The sequence below is a fragment of the Bradyrhizobium sp. USDA 4341 genome, from assembly GCF_054063755.1.
Genome location: NZ_JBSSGO010000002.1, coordinates 2,021,971 through 2,041,522 on the forward strand (window position 1 = coordinate 2,021,971; position 19,552 = coordinate 2,041,522).

Sequence of the window (19,552 nt, forward strand, 5' to 3'; positions counted from 1 at the left end):
GGCCCAATTTTGGTTTGCCCGATTAGAGGGCCGCCCCCATTAAACGTCAAGCTTGTTTATCGAGTGATTATTTGTGCGGCAGGACTTGTCTTCGCCCTGGGAAGGCCGCAGGTTCCTTGTCAACTAAAGCTCAACGCGCAGGGAGGCGGATGTGAAGCTCGGATTCTTTACGATGCCGATCCATCCTCTCGACAAGGATTGGCGGCAATCGCTCCGGGAGGATCGCGAGGCCTTCCTGCTCGCGGACGAGCTCGGGTTCGCGGAGGCGTATGTCGGCGAGCATGTCACCGACAAAGCCGAGAACATCACCTCCAGCATTGCATTCATTGCCTGGCTCGCAGCCGCAACCAGGCAGATCAAGCTTGGAACCGGCACCATCAACATGCCGAACACTCATCCGGCAGCGGTCGCCGCATCCGTCGCCATGCTCGATCACATGCTTGATGGCCGCTTCATACTCGGAATAAGCCCCGGCGGATTGCAGTCCGACGCGGAGGCGTTCGGCAATCTCGATGCCGACCGCAATGCCATGTTCCTGGAGGCGATCAATCAGGTTCTCGATATCTGGGCAGGCAAGCCGCCCTATGATCTGCGGGGCAGATACTGGAATGTCTCGGTCCAGCGAACCTTGATCGAGGACATTGGCCAAGGATTGATTGCCCGTCCATTGCAAACCCCTCACCCGCCGATCGTGGTGACCGCGGTCGCGCCGTTCTCAAAAGGCGTTACGGAAGCCGCTGCGCGCGGCTGGGATCCGATCTCGGCGAATTTCCTGATGCCTGCCTGGGTGAAGAGCCACTGGCCCAAATACGTCGAAGGTTGCGCGCGTGTGAACCGGGTCGCCGACCCCGCCAATTGGCGCGTTGCCAAGAGCGTGTTCGTTGCAAAGGACGCAGCAACGGCGAGGGCCTATGCCACGTCGCCCGATAGCCCCTACGTGTACTATTATCACCAGTTGTTTACGAAGCTGAAGCGCGGCGGCCGGCTCGAACTGTTCAAGACGAGGCGAGATCAACCAGACTCGGAGGTCACCCTCGAATCGATCTGCGACAAGCTGATCGTCTACGGCACGCCCGAGAGCGTGGCCGATCAGCTGCTGGCATTCCAGGAAGAGATCGGCACCTTCGGAACCTTGCTCTATGCTGGCAAGGACTGGAAGGATCGCGAGCTTGGCCGCCAATCGATGATCCTGATGGCCGAGAAGGTCTTGCCACAGATCAACGCCGCCGCCGGATCATCCGCGTAACCTAAGGAGTTTCGACGTGGCTTTCACTGATCGCATTCCGTACCAGGCTCAGGTCGACCGACCGAAACTGACATTGCCTGATGGCAAGAAGCTTGCTGTCTGGATCATCCTCAATGTCGAGGAATGGCGGATCGAAAATGCGATGCCACGCACCGTGCTGAGTCCACCAATGGGCCAGCCGCTGCTGCCTGACGTGCCGAACTGGTCGTGGCATGAATACGGCATGCGCGCCGGCTTCTGGCGGCAATTCAAAGCCCTCACCGACCGAAAGATACCGGTGACGCTGGCCACGAATGCCAACGTCTGCAACAGCTATCCGCGCGTGGCATCGGCGGCGCGCGAGGCGGGCTTCGAATTCATGGGGCATGGGTTCGTCCAGGGCCCAATGCACAAGGTCGAGAACCAGGCGGATGCGATCAAGCGTGCTGTCGACACGATCGCCGCATTTACGGGCAAGCCACCGCGATCATGGGAAAGCCCGGGCCTGACCGAGACCGAAGAAACACTCGATCTCCTGCGCCTCAACGGGATCGAATACGTGGCCGATTGGGTGATCGACGATCTTCCTCAGGACATCGCGACACCGCACGGAACTGTGACGACGATTCCCTATTCCGTTGAGACCAACGACATTGTCATTCACGCGCTACAGCACCTGCCCTCGGAACAGTTCCTGACGCGCTGTACCGACCAGTTCGATCGGCTGTATCTCGAAGGCGCAGAGAACGCGCGGATCATGGCAATTTCGGTGCATCCTTACATCACAGGCGTACCACATCGAATCAAATATCTGGAGGCCCTGCTCGATTACGTGATTGGCCATGATGGCGTCGCGCTCATGACGGCGAGCGAGATTGGAGATTGGTATCGGAACCAGATGGCGGCAAGGTAATCCGGCTCAGCCGACGACCTTGATCGGTGCCCCCCGACGATCGGTTGCGCTCTCCGACATCCTCTCAAATCCCGCCAGAAAGAGATCCAGCGCATCAGTGATCATCTGCGCCTTGTCCTCGAGGACGGGCGCTTCGTAGATGTACTTGCGTACGCCGTAATAGAAGATGCCGCCGTGAAACACCCAGGCCAGCTCCAGTTCGGCCGCGCTGGGCCTGCTCTGCGTGGCGAGGCCGGCGTCGTGGCGACATTCCCTGACAATGCGTGTCAGGATCTTGTCCTTGACCATACCAACATACCAACGATTGATATCGAGGCCCTTCAGTCCAGAGTAGAGATAGATCCGCAGCCATTTTCGGTTGAAGATTGCGTCCGTGTAGCCTTCGTAAAATTGCTGAAGCCGCACGCGGAGTGGACGCGACCGGTCGGAGAGCAACTTTTCCCAGCCGATTTCAAGGGGCTCGAGATAGACCTTACGGTAGACTTCCTTGATGAGATCATCCTTGCTCGGAAAGTAGCGGTAGAGCAACGGTTGCGTCACACCGAGCCTGCGAGCAAGGGCTCGCGTGCCGCCGCCGAACCCCTCCTCCGCAAAAAGCTCTGTCGCCTTGGTGACGAATTCACTGCGACGATCGTCGGCCGACAGCCGTCTCTGCTTGGCACGAGTTCGCTTGACGGACGCCTTTCGATTCATGATGCGTTGCCGTCATCGTCGGCCAGAAACCGGCCAAAACCTCCCTGCGCGAACAGCAGCGGATGATTCCGGTTATAGGCGTAGGCCTCCACCGCCCCAAGGAAAATGACATGATCGCCGCCGTAGTAGCGGTTGGCGGCCCGGCATTGGAAATTCGCGACTACGTCGGCAAGCACGGGGGCGTTCCCGAGGCCTGGTGACCAACTCACACCGGCGAATTTGTCACCCGATGATCTGGCAAACTTTACCGCCAGCGTCTGCTGCGACGCGTCAAGAACGTTGACCGTGAAATGACTGGCATTCTGGAAGATCGGCAGTCCCTGCGAAAACATCCCCAGACTCCACAACACGAGTGGAGGGTTGAGCGACACCGACGCAAAGGAATTGCAAGTGATTCCGTACGGACGTCCTTCGGTCGACATCGCGGTGACGATCGTCACACCGGTCGCAAACATACCGAGGGCATGGCGGAAGTCACGGGGATCGATCGTCGAGCTGTCGCTTGCGAGTTCAGTGGCCGGGTCCGGCGGATGTTTGGGTAAGTCAGACATCCGGCTCGCCTCAAAGTGTCAGGTTTTCAGACGGCAGCCCAAGAGCTACTCGCCCATAGTTGGTGCCCGCCGCGTCGAAATTGAAGGCGAGATGTGCGTTCACTGCATGCGCATCGCGAAATTGGCGCTGCAGTGCTCCCGAGGTGAACAGGCTGCGCGCCCCGCTCGCTGCAAAGAGAAGAGAAACCGCTTCGGTGCACAAATTGACCGCGAACGCGCCATCGCGCCGGAGCTTCGTCTTCGCCGCAATGCTGGGGATATCACCACGCCGAATCTCTGCAAGCACGTCAACGCAATTCGTGCGCATGATCAGCCGTGCGGCATCTATCTTCGCGGAGGCCTCAGCGATCTTGATCTGTGTGCTCTGCAGATCGCCGAGCTTGGCCCGATTGTATGTCGAGGCACGGTGTCGCGCGATCTCAACGTAATCATCAAGGCAAGCCTGGGCATTTCCCAGACCGACCCCAGACAGCACATAGGGGAACAACGAGAAAACCGGAAGCATGTAGAGCGCGTTCGGATTGAGGACGCTGCCTGGCGTTGCGCCACCCGCAAGATCGTTGACGGCAACCGTCATGTGCTCGGGAACGAATGCGTCAGTTACTCGCACATCGTTCGATCCTGTTCCGCGCAGGCCCGCCGCGTTCCAGGTGTCGTCGATGCTGTAGTCCCGTCTGTTCAACAGGAAGAGCCGATACTCGACGCCGTCGGCCTCATCATCCGAGGCAACCACGCTCGCGAGCATGTTCCACCCGCACGCTTCCACCCCGGACGAGAACGGCCAATGACCGCTCAGCAAATAACCGCCACTTGTCTTCCTGGCCCGTCCTGCCGGGAAAACAAAGGAAGACGCGATCAGCGTATCGGGATTCTCGCCCCACACGGCGCTCTGCGCCTCGGGCGCGAACATACCCAGCATCCAGTGGTGGCTCGCAAGATTGGCAAAATTCCAGGAAACCGAGGCGTCGCCCTGCCCCAAGGCGTCGGCGCAATCGACCAGCGCAACATAGTCGAGCTCACTGCCTCCGACGCGCTTGGGCTGCAGAATTCGGAAAAGCCCACAATCGTGTAGATCCCGCTCGGTCTCGGGCGGCAAACGGCGCAGTTCTTCGGTCCGCGCAGCCCGTTCACGCAAAGCCGGTGGCCAGCGCTCGGGCTCGTGCGACCATGAGCGAATAATGGTCCCGATCTGACCCTAGCGGCACCTTGGTGTCGAGCCCGCGGCCAACCTCAACCATGGTCTCTTCCTTCGTTCGATCTCCGAAACATTCGCGCGACCGGTCGTTCGGCTCAGTTTATCGAGCGATCACCAGATATCAAGGCGCGCAAGCCTGCGTCCGGCGAATTCAAGGCGCAGAACTCTCAACTGCCGCCACCGGGCGTCCGGTGACGGGAACGCTCTCAGCCAAGTTTCGTCCGCGCGGGACGCGGCACTCTAGCATTCTCTCGTCCAAGATTCGATGCGCGGCCAAGCTCCGGCCAACGACGGCGGCTTGCCGAAGGGTGCGGCCTACGAACCAGAAACGCCAAAAAGCCCGGCGGCCATTCGACCACCGGGCGCTCTACCTCGTCGAACTTTCGGCAACGGTCAGATCCACCTCGCAGGATCTAGACGAGCTGCTTCCGCCAATACAGCGTGTGCTGCCATGCCCAGGGCGAGGCCGGTTGGAAGAGCCGATAGCCGCGCGAGCGCAGCCAGTTCACGTGATACGCCAACACCTGGCCGGCGCTCTCATAATAGTCCAGTATCCTTATTTCACTACCGGCCCACTGCACGATCCACATCGTGAAGGCGTCGGCGGTCGCACCGGCGCCCCCGATGTCGATGAAGGCGCGCAACGGCAGCAGCGGATCTGCGGCCACCTTGCCGATGCGGCCGTCCTTTTGCGCCTGGGTCAGGAGCTCCGCGAAGTACGCGCCGTCGAACGCCTGCACGTAACCTCCTTCCCAGATGTGATTGTAGCGATCGGAATAGAGCGAAAGATCAGTGCGCCGCTCTTCATCGAGCACCGTGGGAAACCACGGATTATCGCGCCAGTTCGCGTTGACGACGATAGCCCCTGGCGGCTTGCGCACCCGGAGGAAATCATCGACCGCGTCCGACTTCCGTCGCGGATTCCAGCTCGCCCACAATTCCGAGCCTGGCGCACGGACCGTCGGCCGCAGCAGCGCGAGACTGTGCGCGCTCAGCGACTGCGCTTCGTCGATCCAAGCGATCTTGAACCCCTCGAGGCTCTTGATCGAGTCGGCCGTATGATCGCGCATGCCCCGGAAGATCATCACACCGTCACCGGGCGTCGCAATCCTGTCCGAGTAGCTCTTGAACCCTTGACCGACACCGAGCGATGCAATCTTGCTCTCGATCAGCCGCTTCGATGATTGCGCCAGCGTTCGCTGCGCCTCGCGGATGCAAACCGCCAGCGTGCCGCGCTCGGCCTGACACATCTCGACCAGAAGCTCGCCGAAGAAATGCGATTTCCCCGATCCTCGGCCGCCGAATGCCCCCTTGTAACGCGCGGGCCGAAGCAGCGGCTCAAAGACTTTTGCGGTTGGAATTTTCAGTATCGACAAGGCTGCTCTCGATAGGGCAAAGAGGCTTGCTCACCCGTCTGTCGCCTCGCGGTGATCATCTCGCTTGAACGGTCATGGACGAGGGCGCGCCCTGATCTGGTCGGCAAGCCAGTCGGTCAGATTGCTATTCGCTGCGCCGGAAGTGTCCGGAATCACAAACGCCGACGGCGGCAGATATCGCATCGGATGTCCGCTGAACGGGCTCGACGGCCTCATCGCTGGGTATGAGAGATTTCAGATCAGCCGGTCGATGCTTACAAAACGATCCTGAAAAGAACAGACAGTCCCGCCCAATCCAAGATGACGCACGCCAAGACGACCGTACTCCATAAGCCTACGCGGGCTATCCGGCGGATCGCAGCCAGGATCGCGACCAGAACAACGCAGAACCGAGCACACGATGCCGCGAGTGGCCACGATAGGTCCGGGTTCTCGATGACGTGATTGAACGTTTGGGAAAGACGTTCGACGAAGCAACTCAAGCGATCCGTTGGAGCTGGATGAACTGCGGCGGCGGCTGTCAGGTATCTTCGCCCTCAACCTCCTCGGGCTCAACGATGACTCGCTCGATGCGGTGCACAAGTTCGAACGCTCCGTCGCCGTTCTCGATCGCCTGCGGCGCTTTGCCCCAGCCGCGATCGAGGATGGCATTGGCTGCGGATACGCGGGCAGCCGGAGTTGCGCTGGTCGATCGCATCACACCGACCAGTACGTTGAGTGCGCTTCTCGTATGGCTCCGCGCCAGCGAACGGATTTGCGTAATCGACTTTGCCAACTTACTTCTCCTGCCAATCGGACGGGAGATATTCGCTTGGGGCGGTGTCAGAGTGATCCGTGTCGGGATCGGGCACCACCGAGCGAAACACGATCGTGGGGAAGTCCGTCTGCTCGCGTTCGTGACGCGGCCGCGGAATGAACTGAATGATCTCAGCACTCATGCGGCTGTCTCCCACAGGACGAGGGCTAACAAGCCCGCAAGCGCGAGCGATATCAAATATGCAGTCATGCGAACCTCGTTGATCGGCCGTCAACGCGCGATGCGGCCATCGAATGGAATGTGCGGCAGATCGCGCAGTTGGCGGCGATCTTTGGGGCGCGAACCTTATCCCTGACGAGTGGGGCCGCGGGCGGCGCCGGCTTTCGCCGCGCCGCAGGGCCGGCGCGTTCGCGCGCACCGGCCAATTTCATGCTCGTTTCAATGGGTTCGGACGGCGGCTCGCTTGCGACGCTCAGGCGACGGGCTGGGAGGATGTGGCGTCGTGACGTTGCGGCCGCCGTCCGATTGGTGAAACGGCAAACAAAAAGCCCGCCGCGGATTGCTCCGCGCGGGCTCAACAATTTCTGATTTTCGGATTATGCCCCTGAGTTGCCCGACGTGTCAAATGTTTTTGCGAACTGAATGCGATCGGTAAAATGTGATGCGTCGGCTTCGACGGTGAGAAACCGCTTCGACCGAAAGTTGACGCATGATCCGGAATCGCAACACGCGTTGCGCCGATCGGCCATATGCTTGTTGCGATGATGTCAGTGTGCCGGTGAGTTGCCCGACGCGTCAAGCGGACAAGTGGCTCACAACATTTGGATCGACATCAGGACAGTTTTGGCTCGCGTCGGTCGACCCGCGCCGCAGTTAGATTGCAAGGAGGAAGCGCCGATGTATTTCGTTGCTGCCGTGCTCGCGGTCCTGTCCGGCCTGTTCTATGCAGCGGGCCATCATGAGATCGGTTCGATCGGTACCGCCATGTGCCAGTATGGCGGTATCTTCTGCGACAGTCCGGTGCTGGTTCTCGTCGGTGCCGGGTTCGCCGCGGCGTGGGGCATGCTCGTCAGCGTGCGCTGATCGTCCCGCAGTATTTCGGCTATAGCTTTGTGCCGCTGATTTGCCCGACGAGTCAATTCCTGCACTTTGCGTCGGATGCAATCTCGGGAGCGCCCGCATCTATTGCGGTGTGCTAGGATTTGCCGGCTGAACGGGCTTTGGGCCGGGTGGATCAGGCTCAATCGGTGTCTTGGGCTCGGTCGGCATCACCTTTGCGCCGGCCGCGCGCGCCGCCTCGCCAGTCGTTGAGTAGTTGGCGGAAGCGGCCGGCTGCACCTTCGGCTTGCTCCACGGACCGTGGTCGACCACCAGCATGCCCAGCACGCCGAGGATCGCAACCAGGGCCGCGATCAATAGCGGCGTTCCGCCCTGCCGATCTCGATGCTTGACCGAACGACCATCCGATATGCCATACGCCTGCATTGTCATCATCGTCTCCTCTACGGAAACAAGCCGCAACCGGCGTGTAAGTTTCCGGTTCCGCGATGCGAATGCGAGGCATGTTGGTGGAACCAATCCCCAGCTGCTGAATTTCCCCGATATGTGGACGTCGCTACGCGCACGCGCGGATAGCCAGGGTAACGGCCACCCCACCTTTAGTGAAATCGCGGCACGGCACATGAGCTCTGAAACACCCGAGTCTCCGCTTCAGCCCACACTCGGTGAGCGGGCGATCGACACCGCGACGGACGTTTCGCGTACCATCACGGAGGTGTCGGACGGACTTCGAGCGGCGGCTGATCGCCTCAGCGACGCGATCGCAACCTCGCGCAGGCCGGGCGGCGTCCTCGCCACCGTGAGCGCGGTCACGCGCGAAGCGCCGCTCGCAAGCCTGTTTGTCGCTTTTCTGCTCGGCGTTGCCGCAGCGCGCCGGCGCTAGGCGTCGACGCGCCGCGAAGGCCGCCCTAGAACTTGCCTTTCGTCGCGTCCTTGGTTGCGGACATCACGCTTCCGCTGATCTGCCGCATATGTTCGCCGGCATTGGTGAACTGGCTGCGCAGAAATTCCGACTGGATGCGCATCGCCTCCTGCAGATCGGTCGCGTGCACGAGCTTGCGCGCGTGCTCGAACGCCGCCTTCATATTCTGCTCGGTGAACAACAGCGCCTGTTTTGAAATCTCGGTCCCGGTGCCTGGCATCGCTGTCATCGACTTGCTCGCGGCATCAAAGAACAGGCTGAAGGCCTGCTCGGCCTGGTCAATGGTCTTTTCCGCCAGATCGCGCAACTCGGCGGGAACTTCAAGCTTCGGCTCAATCATGATCGCGCCCCCTGAAAAAAGCGTCTGCCAAGGTTAGCATAGATTGTGACGGCGTCAGCGCTGTATCGCCAAGCCTTGAGAGGCCCACTTGTTGCAGCCAAGGAAAATTTACCTAGCAGCGACTGGACTGCACCGCAGGCCGATTCCAATCGTGTCAGCACTGTGGCATAGTGATTCGGCCTCGTCGTTGGTCGCGTTCGCGTCTCTTGTGGGGAATAAGGGGATCCGATGCTGCGCGCCGTTCGTCCAACACCGACCTGCACCCGCTTCAAGACCAGCATAGAGATGCCGTGCATGAAGTGCGGCACGCAAATGCGGCTCGCCTTGATCGAGCCGCGCGACCAAGTCTACGACGTGCTGACCTATCAGTGCGCGCCGTGCAACTCCGGCGAAAGCTTCCTGAACGCGCGCTAGGCTATCGGCCCGTTCAGTCGTTCAGCACCGAGGCCCCCGCCTCCGTCAGCTCGGGCTCGCCGTCATACAGTTCGACCAGACCGAGCTCCGTGAGAGCGCGCAGATCCTCGTCGCTGACCGGCGACAGTTTGAGCCGGCCGGCCTGGATATCACGGAGGGTCCAGCGCAAGGCGATCGCGCGCTCAAGTGAAAATTCAGCGAATGGATTGTTTGCCATTCGCTTCGACTAGTGCGGCATTTGGATCAGACTTTGTCTTTGCCGCGGCGGCTTCATGGACACCACAGTTTGACGGCGAGCCGGCGCGATCGAGGTGCCCGGCGCCCCGATCGCGTCATCACTCCATATGTCTTCGTAGCGGCGCGGCTCAGTAGCGGTAGGGATCGATATCGAGCAGCGGGAATGCGCTGAACACGCTCGGCAGATTGGTCGGCGTCGCCGGATGCAGATAGGACTTGTCCAGTTCGGCGAAGCTGGTGACGCCGAGCAGCCCAAGGCAGCGGATCACCTCGTCCTCCAGCAATTCAAGCATCCGGACGATGCCTGCCTCGCCCGCCGCGGCGAGCGCCCAGCATTGCAGACGGCCGATCCCGACAAGGTCGGCCCCCGAGACGATGGCCTTGACGATATCAGTGCCACGGCAGATCGAGCCATCGACCATGATCTTGGCGTGGCCTGCGACGGCCTGAACGATCTCGGGCAGGACGTGCATGGACCCGCGGCCGTGGTCGAGCTGCCGTCCGCCATGATTTGAGACGTAGATCCAGTCGACGCCGTGATCGAGCGCGATCTTGGCGTCTTCCGCGGTGGCGATTCCTTTGAGGATGAGCGGGATCTTGAACTTGTCCTTGATCAACTTCACCGTCCGCCATTCCAGACCCTTCTGGAAATCGCCGCCGGTGGCGCGGATGCGGCTTTCGCGGACATAGCGCTTGGCGATGTCGCGCTCGCGCCGGCTGTAATGGGCTGTGTCCACGGTGAGGCAGAACGCGGCGTAGCCGTTGTCGATGGACCGGCTGACCACATCCTCGACGAACGCATCGTCGCCGCGCACATAGAGCTGGAAGATGCGCAAGGCGTCAGGCGCCGCCTTGGCGGTGTTCTCCAGCCCCGGCTCCGACACCGAACTCAGCATATGCGCCGCGCCGAACGCTCCCGCTCCGCGCGCGACGGCTGCGCCGGCGTCCGGATCGAAAATCTCGAGCGCGCCGACCGGCGCGATCATCACGGGAAGCCGGAGCTTGCGGCCGAAGACCTCGGTGGATGGATCCACATTGATGACGTTGCGCAGCACGCGCGGCCGGAACGCGATCTCGTCGAGCGCCATTCTGTTGCGGCGCATCGTGGTCTCGGTTTCCGAGGCGCCGACGATATAGTCCCAGGCGTTCTGGTTCAGCCTGGCGCGGGCCTTTTGCGCGAATTCGTGCAGATTCTGGAATTCCTCGCCGCTGGCGCCGAGTTCGACATTGCGCGCCTGCTGAATGGGGGTCCCGTCATTCATGGTCGTTTCTTCTCCCGATTTGGCCGGCACATTAGCCGCAGACAAACCGGAAAAGCTACCACCTTGACCGACGAATCCGGCCAGCGAAGGCCAGCTATTCGCTTGTGAGATAGATCGGGTTTCGACACGAAGCGGCCGGCTCCGAACTGAGCCGTCCGACACGCGCTAGCTGCCCGAAAACCGGTTTCGGTACTCGGTCGGCGACACGCCGAGGTGGCGCAGGAAGGCCCGCCGCATTCGTTCGTCGTCGCCAAATCCCGCGCGCTTGGCAACCTCGACCACGCCGCCGATCTGGCGGCTTTCGAGCAGCAAGCGCGCGGTCTCAACGCGCAGCGCCTCGACACCGCTAGCAGGTGTCATGCCGGTGCGGCTGACATAGGTCCGAGCAAAGGTGCGCGGCGTCATCCCGGCCTTTTCCGCGAGGGTCTCGACCTTGAGGTCGCTCGTGATGTTCTCGATGATCCAGGCGTGCAGCGCGCTGAAGCGTCCCTCGACGTCCGACGCCTGGGCCGCAAGGACGGTCGAGAACTGACTCTGACCGCCCGGCCGCTTCAGAAACACCACAAGTCTGCGCGCGACATCGAGCGCGATGGTGTGGCCGAAATCCTCCTCGATCATCGCGAGCGCCAGATCGATGCCGGCGCTGACACCCGCCGACGACCAGACATGTCCGTCCTTGACGAAAATCGCGTTGGGCTCGACGCGGATGTCGGGAAAGCTGTCCTGCAAACGCGGACAATAGCGCCAGTGCGTCGCAGCACGCTTGCCGTCCAGAATCCCGGTCCAGGCCAACGCAAATGCGCCGAGGCAGACTGATGCGATACGGCGCGCCTTCGGCAGCGCCTCCGCAATCCAGTTCATCAACTCGGCGTCGTTGCGGATCTTCCAGATGCCGGGTCCGCCGGGGATTACCAGCGTGTCGACCTCGGCGGGCGCAACACTGGCGATCGGCGCCGTGTCGATCATCATACCGACATCGGTCGGCACCAAGCCGCCTGAAGTCGACAGATAGGATAGCGAATAGTCCGGCCCGGGCAGTTCGATCGCCTCCAGCTCCGCGAACACCTGAGCCGGCCCCGAAATGTCAAGCAAGGTCACGCCCGGAAAGGCAACGATCGCGATCCGCCGTGTCGCTTTCTTGTCGCGCGGCTCGGGCCGGGGCGGCTTGGCAGTTTTCGAGGGCATATTGTCCTTTAAGCCATTCGAGGCTGCCCTGTATAGCTTGCAATGGAATTCTGGAGTTCTGCCATGTCGCGAAATCTGGGCAGCGGATACGAGGCGATCAAATCGCCTTGGGCGGATTACGCGATCTACAGTCTACCCGATGCCTCCCGGGTCGAAGGCCGCGACCGCCAGCCGCTGATGGACGCCATGAACGGCATCATTGCCGTCAACTGGCAGGCCACCGAGCCGCATTGGACGGCAACCTCCTCACCCTTCGACCAGAAGTACAGCCTGATCCTCGTCTATGACGGGTCCGGCCTCGTGGCCTTCTCGGTCTACCGCATCCTGCACATGTCGGCCGGACTTGGAATCTATCGCAGCGGGACAGAAGTACTCCCGGCGCATCAGGGCCGCGGCCTCTACGGCTTCTTTACGGCGGAAGTTCTGAAGTGCTCGGGCGCCGCCGAGAGGGCCGACGGCAACGTGCTCTACGGCTGGCGGACCCGCAATCCGATCGTCTGGGCAGCGAACGCTAAAATTTGCGAAAAAGTGACTCCATCGTTGCTCGATGATGCGCAGGACCCGGCGTTGCAGGCGGCCTGTGTCGAGATGTGCACCTCACTCTATCCGGGCAAGCCGCTCGAACTGCCCGACATGATCATGCGGGGCGCTTACGGCCACATTAAACACCATCGGCAGGCCTATCGTGGCACCGCGTCGCTGGTCGATGCTGCGATGTCGCGGAAGATTCCGAATTCAGCAGATGCCCTGTTCTCGGTGGGTTACGCGAGGGTGTGATGTCGATGCTCGGACAACAAGCCGTTTACGCCCCGACGTCGCGCTTCACTGACCGCGCCTATCTCGCCTGGACGGCAGTGGCCATCGCCTACGCCATTGCCTTCCTGCAGCGGGTGTCACCGCAATCGGTAAGCCTCAGTTTCATGCACGACTTCAACACCGATGCGGCCGGTGTTGCGATGCTCGCCTCGAGCTATTTCTGGGGCTACACCTTGATGCAGATTCCGGCCGGCCTGCTGGTCGATCGTTACGGCGTCAAGCGCGTCGTCCTCCTCAGCATGATCGCCTCGTCGCTCGGCAGCGCAGCGTTCGCGCTGGCGCCGAACCTGCTCGACGTTTTTGCTGCGCGCCTGATTGTCGCCTGCGGCGATGCACTGGTCTTCACGGCACTCCTCAAGCTCGTGGCACAAAGCTTCGCCGACGAGCGGTTCGGCATGATGTCGGGCATCTCGCAGGTCTCCGGCTATGTCGGAGGCGTGATCGCGACCACGCCGCTGGCAGCCGCCGTCTCGGGGTTCGGCTGGCGGGCCTGCTTCCTGTTCATCGCCTGCATTGGTCTCGCCAACCTCGCCTTCGCCAAGCTCGCGCTCAAGCCTGATCCGGCATCGCATAGCAACAAGACGCTGAAGGGCGTCGTGATCGCTGCGCGGCAATCGCTGGCTCATATCGCGAACTGGGGTTGTGCGATGACGTTCGCGTCGCACTTCGCGGTTGTGACGACGCTGTCGGGCGTCTGGGGCATTCCGATGGTCGCCCACTTCTTCCATATCTCTCCGACGGCCGCCGGCACGCCGCTGCTCGCCTTCATGATCGGCAATGCGTTCGGCTCGATCTTCCTCGGTCACGCCGCCGATCGTGCCGCGGCGGCGCTCGACCGCGCATTGATCGGCATTTGCGTATTGCGCATGCTGCTGATCGCGATGCTGCTGCCTCAGGTCGCCCGGACATTTGGTCTCGCCTACGTCACCGTCGTGTTCACGGCCTTGGGGCTCGTCGCCGGCGGCACCGTCCCGCTGGTGCTGAAATGCGTGAAGAAGCTCTACACCTCCGAACTGATCGGTGTCGGCGCTTCCGTGAACACCACCGCGGCCGGGATCTTCGCCGGCGTCTCGCAGCCGATCATCGGCTTTGCGATGCTTGCCGCCAGCAACGCCTCCGGAACCGACGCCGTGCACAACACGGCCGCGATCGGTGACGGCGGCTACAGCGCCTTGATCGTCATTCTGCTTCTCATGTCGCTGCCGGGCATTGCCGGGCCGCTATTGATGAGAAGCAAGTTGATAACTCGTTAGTGTCGTTATGAGTGTAGGGGGTGTTATGGAGCGCTTGTTCTTGAGAAAAGGCGAAGTCGGGTCAAACTTTCCGGTCAGCAGCTGGCAGAGCGTGATGTTCTCCGAATTTGAAGCGCAGATGAGCAGCGAGGCAAGACCGTTCCCTTGCGTGTTCGGGGTGACCGGACATCGCCAGGATCAGCTCCGCTATCTTTTCCTCGATCCGTATGACGTCGCAGTGCTCGGCGAGCAGCTCGCACAATATGTTTCGGAGGCGCGCTCGTTCGGCCCCAACACCTCTTTGATCGTGTTCACGCGTCCCCGCCCCGTGCAGACGCTCGATGCCTACTATCGCAAGATGTGGCTGACGCTCGACCAGCTCGCACGCCTGGACAAGAACCCGTGGCCGTCAGAGATTCCGGAGCAGATCGACCATCCGATGTGGGAGTTCTCGTTCGCGGGTGAGCCCATTTTCGTCGTGTGCACGACGCCCGCTCATGTGATGCGCCAGAGCCGCCGATCCAGCGCCTTCATGCTCACGTTCCAGCCGCGCTGGGTGTTCGACAAGATCCTCGGGACGGAAAAGGCGGCGACCGCCGCGTTCGCCGAGGTGCGCAAGCGCCTGATCCCGTACGACAGCGCGAGCCCCTCTCCGCTTCTTGGCCGCTACGGCGCGACCGATGGCCGCGAATATCTGCAGTACTTCCTGCACGACGACAACAATGCGAGCGGAGGCTGCCCCTTTGCCAAGCTCGCGCAGAACAAGACGCCAGCTATCGCGAACAAGGAACAGGCAGCATGACCCAAATCATCGCGGGCACGAAGACCGAATTTGCCATCGATCCGGAGATCCTGAACCTGCTCCCGGCCCAGGGGTCCGTCGAGCTGCAGCATGATTCAGCCGGCAAGGTGCATCACTTCCATACCCATCCGGTCGATGAAATCCTGATGATCATCAGCGGCCGGTTGAACTTCATCTGGGACGGCGGTGAGCGGGTCGTCGGCGCCGGCGACACCATCCTGCTGCCTGCCGGCACGCGGCATCAATCCGAAGCGCTCGAAGGCGGTGCAATCTACGTGATCGCGACACAGCCGCCCGCCAGGCCAATGAACAACTGACATCCAGGAAAAACGCGAACACCTCAGGACAGTGAGGGATCGCGCGGCGGCTCAACCGCCAAACGTTCGACCAGCTCGATGACCTCGGAACGCTGGTCGGGCGCAAGTCGAAGGAAAGCCTTCAACAGTCGCAGGCTTTCCAGTGTTTCGCTCGATGGAGCTCCGAGCTTGTTCTGCAGCTCTGCAACGTATGTGGGATTTTTCATCTCGCACCTTAGGTGAGGATTACGAATGGCATACCCAGGTAAACGTGAAGGCTTGGCCCAGAAGGTCGACACCGCAGCGCAAGAGGCCGAACGCCTTGGCCTGACCACGGCAACCCTCATACTCCGGATGGCCCGTCTCGAGATTGATCGGGCGGAGCCCGAGGAAGTTGAAAGTATGCCAAGGAACAACTTGCGCAGCAAGCCGAACTGAGGTCCCGAACGGGCCAGTTCCGGGTCGGAGGCCGCCGGCACGCGGTGGGGGCCCGTGACGTCTGAACGACATCTTGCGAGGCGAGAGGCTTCCCTCTCGCCTCAGGTCAGGTGGTTAGCGCGCATCTGATCTTTGGTTCAGACCAAACGGCTAGCCGGTGTTACCTGGCTTGCCGAACGCGCCTGCCTCGGCCAAAGCGGCGATGCGCCGGTCGTCGTAGCCAAGCGTCTTGCTCAACACATCCCGAGTGTGCTGACCGAGCAGCGGAGCCGCAACGGGATCGACCGTCGGCGTCAGGCTCATATTGACCGGCGACTCGATGTTCGGAACCGAGCCGGCGGTCGGATGCGCGATCTTGCTCAGGCGATGACGGTCGCGCACCTCGGGTGCGTTGAAGCCTTCCTCGACCGTACGCAGATAGCCAACCGGAATATTGGCCTTCTTCATCTTTGCCATCCAGTGCTCGAGCGTGTCGCTTGCAAACACGCTGGCGATGATGGCGCGCAGCTTCTCCTTGTTGGCGGTCCGCGCCTTGCGGTGAGCAAACTCGGGGGCGGTGACGAGATCCGGGCGCTCGAGTACGTCGGTCACGAGCCGGCGATAGAGCCGGTCGTTGGCGCAGGCCATATAGAGCGGACCATCGGACGCCCGGTAGACGCCGACGGTCGGCGAACCGTTAGGTGAGTTGCCGAAACGGCCGGGGTTGTTGCCGTTGATGAGATAGGCCATGCCGTAGAAGCCGGTCATCGACACCGCGGTGTCGATCAACGCGACCTCGACCTGCTGCCCGCGACCGAGCCGATCCCGCGCAATCAAGGCGAGCAGGATGGCGTTGCAGGCCGACATGCCGGTTGCCATGTCCACGATCGGTGGCCCGGTGCGCACCGGTTCGCCATCCGGAAAGCCGTTGAGCGACATGAAGCCGCTTTCGGCCTGCGTAATCGGGTCGAAGCCCGGGCGCAGCGCGAAATCACCCTTGCGGCCATAGGCGGAGATCGAGCAATAGATCAGCCGCGGATTGGTCGGCGACACCGACGCATAGTCGAGACCGAATTTCTTCATCACGCCGCCGGAGAAATTCTCCACCACGACGTCTGCCTTGGCGACCAACGCGCGCGCGACTTCGAGCGCGGCCGGATTGTTGAAATCGAGCGCAATGCCGCGCTTGTTACGGTTGAGGCTCAGATACGCCGCGCTCTCCCCGCCGATCTCGGCGTGCTCGTAGGCTCGCGTGTCGTCCCCACCGTCCGGATTCTCGATCTTGATGACCTCGGCCCCGAAATCGGCCAGCGTTTGCGTGCAGGCCGGGCCGGCAACGACGCGGGTGAAATCGACCACCAGCAGGCCATCGAGCGCCGTCGGAACTCCCTCCCCGCGCGGCGCGCGCCCTGGCAATTCTGGTTTGGTCATGATCTGACGCTTCCTCTGTTATTTTGTCAGGCGAAATACGACGGCCCTTGCCAGGACCGGCGCTGCCTGCCTTTTAGCGGAAGGGCGTCACCAAAACCAAACCCGGATTTTGCAGGGCGGGACCTTCGCCGGACATGGCTGTCACCGGCAAGGGGGTCCCGCAGTGCCGACACGGTCAAACGATTCGAATGTCAAGGAAACCCGCCGGATACCGGATCCGTCAGCGCGTCCGGCGAGCGGAAGAATGGACATCGGCGGGTAGCGACGCTTCGTCGCCACCCGCTCGAGAACCGTCGCACTATTCGGCGATCATTTCGCCGGAGCCGCCGAACTCGGCCGGAAAGTCCTTCAGCTTCGGCAGGCCATCGCGTATCGGCAGCACTGCCTCGGAATAGTTGACGTGAACGCCGGGGCTGAACTTCAGCGTTGGGATCGTTGCCGTGAACACGTCGACGAGCCCAAGCGTCGGGTGGTTCGTCATCAAGTGACCGCCGCACTTGGTGCAGTATTTGCGCTGGCTCATCGCGGTCTTCTCGAACGTTCCGAGATGATCGGCGCCCTTGGTGACTTCGACCGCCTCGGGCTTCCAGAGGCTGAACGCATTCACTGGGCCGCCGGACCAGGAACGGCATGAACGGCAGTGGCAGTAGCCCATCGCCTCAGGCTCCCCAGTGACCTTGAGTTCGACGGCGCCGCAAAAGCAGGTTCCAGTGTGATTCATCGCTCGGTTCTCCCTTGGGTGAATTGATCGGAGGGTGAATTGATCAGACTCCGCGCCGGCATCGACCCACGTTACTCGTGATGTTCGCGATGCAGGATAAGATCAAGGCGGGCATAGCCGCTGCGAACTCCCTTGTGGACGTACCAGACCATTCCTCGCACGGGAGGCAATCACGCGGCGCTCCAATGCGGACAGGTCGTCGACGCGAGCGAAGTTACATGAGAGTCCGCGCTGCTGTCGACCGTCTTCGACGCAGATCAGGATGAGCTCAGTGTGAGGCAAAGCACAGTGCCGCAACATGATGAATCACTGCCGCGCCAGATGCCTGAGCGGCACCCGGCACGTGAGCACATCACTTCAAGTCAGCATTGACGGTGCTTCACGGGAACCTTGTTCGGCGTGGCAAGCCCGTACATCAGCGCCAGCCGATCCAGGCATTCCTTGAGGCGCCGCGCAAAATAGTCCTGCCAGCGCTGCGTACGCAAGCCGCGCCGCTGCCCCACCTGCTCCATGGTCATGCCGAGGATCAGGACGTCGTGCACCAGCGCCGAACCGTCGGCACCAAGCTCATGCTCGGCGCGATTCAGGCGCAAGGTCGCCTGGCGCTGTCCCTCCGTGATCGGCTCTCGTTGCTGACCGCCGTCAACATATTCACGCGTCGTATCCACCGCGCGAGGGCCGCGCTCGGCCTTCTCCCAATCGTTCTGGAAGGCCCGACCGCTTCGGTACAGTGTGTCGTCGATCTGCCGGTGTGCATGCAACCGGCCGAGCGGGTCGTTGCGTATCGAGCGAAAGGCAACGATCTTCTCGCCCGGCTCGAGCGCGAGGGGATCGTCGATTTCGACGGTCGCCACCTCGGCGTTGAAGGGCAGATCCTGGGAGCGCCGATCATGTGTTCCAGCGGGATCGTACGGTTTGCGGCGTTTTGCGCGCGGCATTGGTGACCTCCGAAATGTGTGATGAAAGCGCGCGGCGGCGTCCGCGCGACCGTGGTTGTGTGGACCGACATCGATCGGTCGGGAGGTGAGCGGCCTCAGATGGCCCCGATGGCTTGAAGCCAGGCGTCGTTCAGTACCGGCCTCGTCGATGCTTCGGGATCGCGGCTCAGGTGAAAATGCGGGGTGCAATAGCTCGAGCCCGGCCGGCGCGGGTGACCACAGAAGGTCATGGTTTCGCCGTCGGCATCCCCGCCATAGGGATAGCGGCAGTCTCCGCGCTTGAGGTCGAACAGTGAAAGGTGCCGTGGCGCGACCGCCGCGCAACGAAGTTGGGGCAGCTCCACCGTTTCGGTGAAGCTTTTCGGCCAGCGAAGCAGATCGGGCTTGAGCTCGGCCCGCCCTTCACGCAGGCGCCCGATCCTCGGTGGCTCCGGCAAGGCCGGCTTGGGTGGATCGAGATGCCCTGGCAGGGATGGCTCTGGCCGATCGAGGCCCGCCAGCCCCATGCGCTGCGCCCGGCTGAGGGCGGCGTTGCGTGTATAGGCCGTGCTGAAGGTTGCGTTGATCGTGTCAGCGATTTCCGAATAGGACAAGCCGCGGGCGCGCAGGTCCTGCAAGGCAGCCGAATGCTCCGGCAGCCAGTTCACCATATCCATTCCAAATTCCCATTTTTGTCATTCCGCCGGCGCCTCGCATACCTTCCGATATTCCGAAGAAAAAGTCAAGCTTGAATTCTGATAATCGTAACGGTAAGAGTATGTCCAGCTTTG

At 61.7% G+C, this 19,552-nt stretch carries 24 protein-coding genes and 1 pseudogene; 9 read left to right on the forward strand and 16 right to left on the reverse strand.

What is annotated here, in order from left to right:
* Positions 1 to 151: 151 nt before the first annotated feature.
* On the forward strand, positions 152 to 1,246 hold the full coding sequence (locus ACVIGB_RS15585) for an LLM class flavin-dependent oxidoreductase (protein WP_456721958.1): 1,095 nt from the start codon (positions 152 to 154) through the stop codon (positions 1,244 to 1,246).
* 16 nt (positions 1,247 to 1,262) lie between these two features.
* Positions 1,263 to 2,138 (forward strand): polysaccharide deacetylase family protein, encoded by an 876-nt coding sequence (locus ACVIGB_RS15590; RefSeq protein WP_456721957.1) that lies wholly within the window; start codon positions 1,263 to 1,265, stop codon positions 2,136 to 2,138.
* 6 nt (positions 2,139 to 2,144) lie between these two features.
* On the opposite strand, the gene ACVIGB_RS15595 is transcribed toward ACVIGB_RS15590, so the two are convergent.
* The 6 genes and pseudogenes from ACVIGB_RS15595 to ACVIGB_RS15620 form a co-directional block, all read right to left on the reverse strand.
* Complete coding sequence (locus tag ACVIGB_RS15595; RefSeq protein WP_456721956.1) at positions 2,145 to 2,831, reverse strand: TetR/AcrR family transcriptional regulator; 687 nt, start codon at positions 2,829 to 2,831, stop codon at positions 2,145 to 2,147.
* Positions 2,828 to 3,382 (reverse strand): flavin reductase family protein, encoded by a 555-nt coding sequence (locus ACVIGB_RS15600; RefSeq protein ID WP_456721955.1) that lies wholly within the window; start codon positions 3,380 to 3,382, stop codon positions 2,828 to 2,830. Before ACVIGB_RS15600 ends, ACVIGB_RS15595 begins: the two co-directional genes overlap by 4 nt.
* A 10-nt stretch (positions 3,383 to 3,392) precedes the next feature.
* Positions 3,393 to 4,551: pseudogene (locus ACVIGB_RS15605) on the reverse strand (acyl-CoA dehydrogenase family protein).
* A gap of 439 nt (positions 4,552 to 4,990) precedes the next feature.
* Positions 4,991 to 5,953 carry a PBSX family phage terminase large subunit gene (locus ACVIGB_RS15610; protein WP_456721954.1) on the reverse strand — a complete coding sequence of 321 codons (963 nt, stop codon included), beginning with the start codon at positions 5,951 to 5,953 and terminating at the stop codon, positions 4,991 to 4,993.
* 520 nt (positions 5,954 to 6,473) lie between these two features.
* Positions 6,474 to 6,728 (reverse strand): hypothetical protein, encoded by a 255-nt coding sequence (locus tag ACVIGB_RS15615; protein ID WP_456721953.1) that lies wholly within the window; start codon positions 6,726 to 6,728, stop codon positions 6,474 to 6,476.
* Position 6,729: 1 nt separating this feature from the next.
* Positions 6,730 to 6,891, reverse strand: a complete 162-nt coding sequence (locus ACVIGB_RS15620) for a hypothetical protein (RefSeq protein WP_456721952.1) — start codon at positions 6,889 to 6,891, stop codon at positions 6,730 to 6,732.
* Between the two features lie 716 nt (positions 6,892 to 7,607).
* Here ACVIGB_RS15620 and ACVIGB_RS15625 point away from each other — a divergent pair.
* The gene (locus ACVIGB_RS15625; RefSeq protein ID WP_229164048.1) at positions 7,608 to 7,793 is read left to right on the forward strand and encodes a hypothetical protein; all 186 of its coding nucleotides are present in this window, start codon (positions 7,608 to 7,610) and stop codon (positions 7,791 to 7,793) included.
* A 99-nt stretch (positions 7,794 to 7,892) separates the two neighbouring features.
* On the opposite strand, the gene ACVIGB_RS15630 is transcribed toward ACVIGB_RS15625, so the two are convergent.
* A complete protein-coding gene (locus ACVIGB_RS15630) occupies positions 7,893 to 8,195 on the reverse strand; it encodes a hypothetical protein (protein ID WP_456725165.1) in 303 nt (100 codons plus the stop codon).
* Positions 8,196 to 8,391: 196 nt separating this feature from the next.
* On the opposite strand from ACVIGB_RS15630, the gene ACVIGB_RS15635 reads away from it, so the two are divergent.
* Entirely contained in the window at positions 8,392 to 8,652 is a 261-nt protein-coding gene (locus ACVIGB_RS15635; protein WP_176530039.1) for a hypothetical protein, read from the forward strand.
* 25 nt (positions 8,653 to 8,677) lie between these two features.
* Here ACVIGB_RS15635 and ACVIGB_RS15640 read toward each other — a convergent pair whose 3' ends face one another.
* Positions 8,678 to 9,031 carry a phasin gene (locus ACVIGB_RS15640; RefSeq protein ID WP_456721951.1) on the reverse strand — a complete coding sequence of 118 codons (354 nt, stop codon included), beginning with the start codon at positions 9,029 to 9,031 and terminating at the stop codon, positions 8,678 to 8,680.
* 228 nt (positions 9,032 to 9,259) lie between these two features.
* Between ACVIGB_RS15640 and ACVIGB_RS15645 the strand changes: the two genes are divergently transcribed.
* Complete coding sequence (locus tag ACVIGB_RS15645) at positions 9,260 to 9,445, forward strand: hypothetical protein (RefSeq protein ID WP_050419149.1); 186 nt, start codon at positions 9,260 to 9,262, stop codon at positions 9,443 to 9,445.
* A 13-nt stretch (positions 9,446 to 9,458) separates the two neighbouring features.
* Here ACVIGB_RS15645 and ACVIGB_RS15650 read toward each other — a convergent pair whose 3' ends face one another.
* From ACVIGB_RS15650 to ACVIGB_RS15660, 3 genes are all read right to left on the reverse strand, one after another.
* On the reverse strand, positions 9,459 to 9,662 hold the full coding sequence (locus ACVIGB_RS15650; RefSeq protein ID WP_456721950.1) for a hypothetical protein: 204 nt from the start codon (positions 9,660 to 9,662) through the stop codon (positions 9,459 to 9,461).
* A 148-nt stretch (positions 9,663 to 9,810) separates the two neighbouring features.
* Positions 9,811 to 10,944, reverse strand: a complete 1,134-nt coding sequence (locus tag ACVIGB_RS15655) for an alpha-hydroxy acid oxidase (RefSeq protein WP_456721949.1) — start codon at positions 10,942 to 10,944, stop codon at positions 9,811 to 9,813.
* 165 nt (positions 10,945 to 11,109) lie between these two features.
* A complete protein-coding gene (locus tag ACVIGB_RS15660; RefSeq protein WP_456721948.1) occupies positions 11,110 to 12,129 on the reverse strand; it encodes a GlxA family transcriptional regulator in 1,020 nt (339 codons plus the stop codon).
* A 63-nt stretch (positions 12,130 to 12,192) separates the two neighbouring features.
* Here ACVIGB_RS15660 and ACVIGB_RS15665 point away from each other — a divergent pair, with 63 nt between their 5' ends.
* Genes ACVIGB_RS15665 through ACVIGB_RS15680 form a run of 4 tightly spaced genes read left to right on the forward strand, consistent with a single transcriptional unit; the run spans position 12,193 to position 15,296 of the window.
* Entirely contained in the window at positions 12,193 to 12,906 is a 714-nt protein-coding gene (locus tag ACVIGB_RS15665; protein ID WP_171948176.1) for a hypothetical protein, read from the forward strand.
* Positions 12,906 to 14,198, forward strand: coding sequence for an MFS transporter (locus ACVIGB_RS15670; protein ID WP_456721947.1), 1,293 nt, complete (start codon positions 12,906 to 12,908; stop codon positions 14,196 to 14,198). The genes ACVIGB_RS15665 and ACVIGB_RS15670 overlap by 1 nt, the downstream gene beginning before the upstream one ends.
* Positions 14,199 to 14,238: 40 nt before the next feature.
* Complete coding sequence (locus ACVIGB_RS15675; protein WP_456721946.1) at positions 14,239 to 14,979, forward strand: YqcI/YcgG family protein; 741 nt, start codon at positions 14,239 to 14,241, stop codon at positions 14,977 to 14,979.
* A complete protein-coding gene (locus tag ACVIGB_RS15680; protein WP_456721945.1) occupies positions 14,976 to 15,296 on the forward strand; it encodes a cupin domain-containing protein in 321 nt (106 codons plus the stop codon). The genes ACVIGB_RS15675 and ACVIGB_RS15680 overlap by 4 nt, the downstream gene beginning before the upstream one ends.
* Positions 15,297 to 15,319: 23 nt before the next feature.
* Here the strand turns inward: ACVIGB_RS15680 and ACVIGB_RS15685 are convergent, their stop codons facing one another.
* From ACVIGB_RS15685 to ACVIGB_RS15705, 5 genes are all read right to left on the reverse strand, one after another.
* Complete coding sequence (locus ACVIGB_RS15685; protein WP_092115610.1) at positions 15,320 to 15,502, reverse strand: hypothetical protein; 183 nt, start codon at positions 15,500 to 15,502, stop codon at positions 15,320 to 15,322.
* A 361-nt stretch (positions 15,503 to 15,863) separates the two neighbouring features.
* Positions 15,864 to 17,126, reverse strand: a complete 1,263-nt coding sequence (locus tag ACVIGB_RS15690) for a CaiB/BaiF CoA transferase family protein (protein ID WP_456725164.1) — start codon at positions 17,124 to 17,126, stop codon at positions 15,864 to 15,866.
* A 295-nt stretch (positions 17,127 to 17,421) separates the two neighbouring features.
* The gene (locus ACVIGB_RS15695) at positions 17,422 to 17,844 is read right to left on the reverse strand and encodes a GFA family protein (RefSeq protein WP_173637763.1); all 423 of its coding nucleotides are present in this window, start codon (positions 17,842 to 17,844) and stop codon (positions 17,422 to 17,424) included.
* A 362-nt stretch (positions 17,845 to 18,206) separates the two neighbouring features.
* Positions 18,207 to 18,782: a DUF6456 domain-containing protein gene (locus ACVIGB_RS15700; RefSeq protein WP_456721944.1), complete on the reverse strand. Its 576-nt coding sequence runs from the start codon at positions 18,780 to 18,782 to the stop codon at positions 18,207 to 18,209.
* Between the two features lie 95 nt (positions 18,783 to 18,877).
* Entirely contained in the window at positions 18,878 to 19,438 is a 561-nt protein-coding gene (locus ACVIGB_RS15705; protein WP_456721943.1) for a GcrA family cell cycle regulator, read from the reverse strand.
* Positions 19,439 to 19,552: the final 114 nt, after the last annotated feature.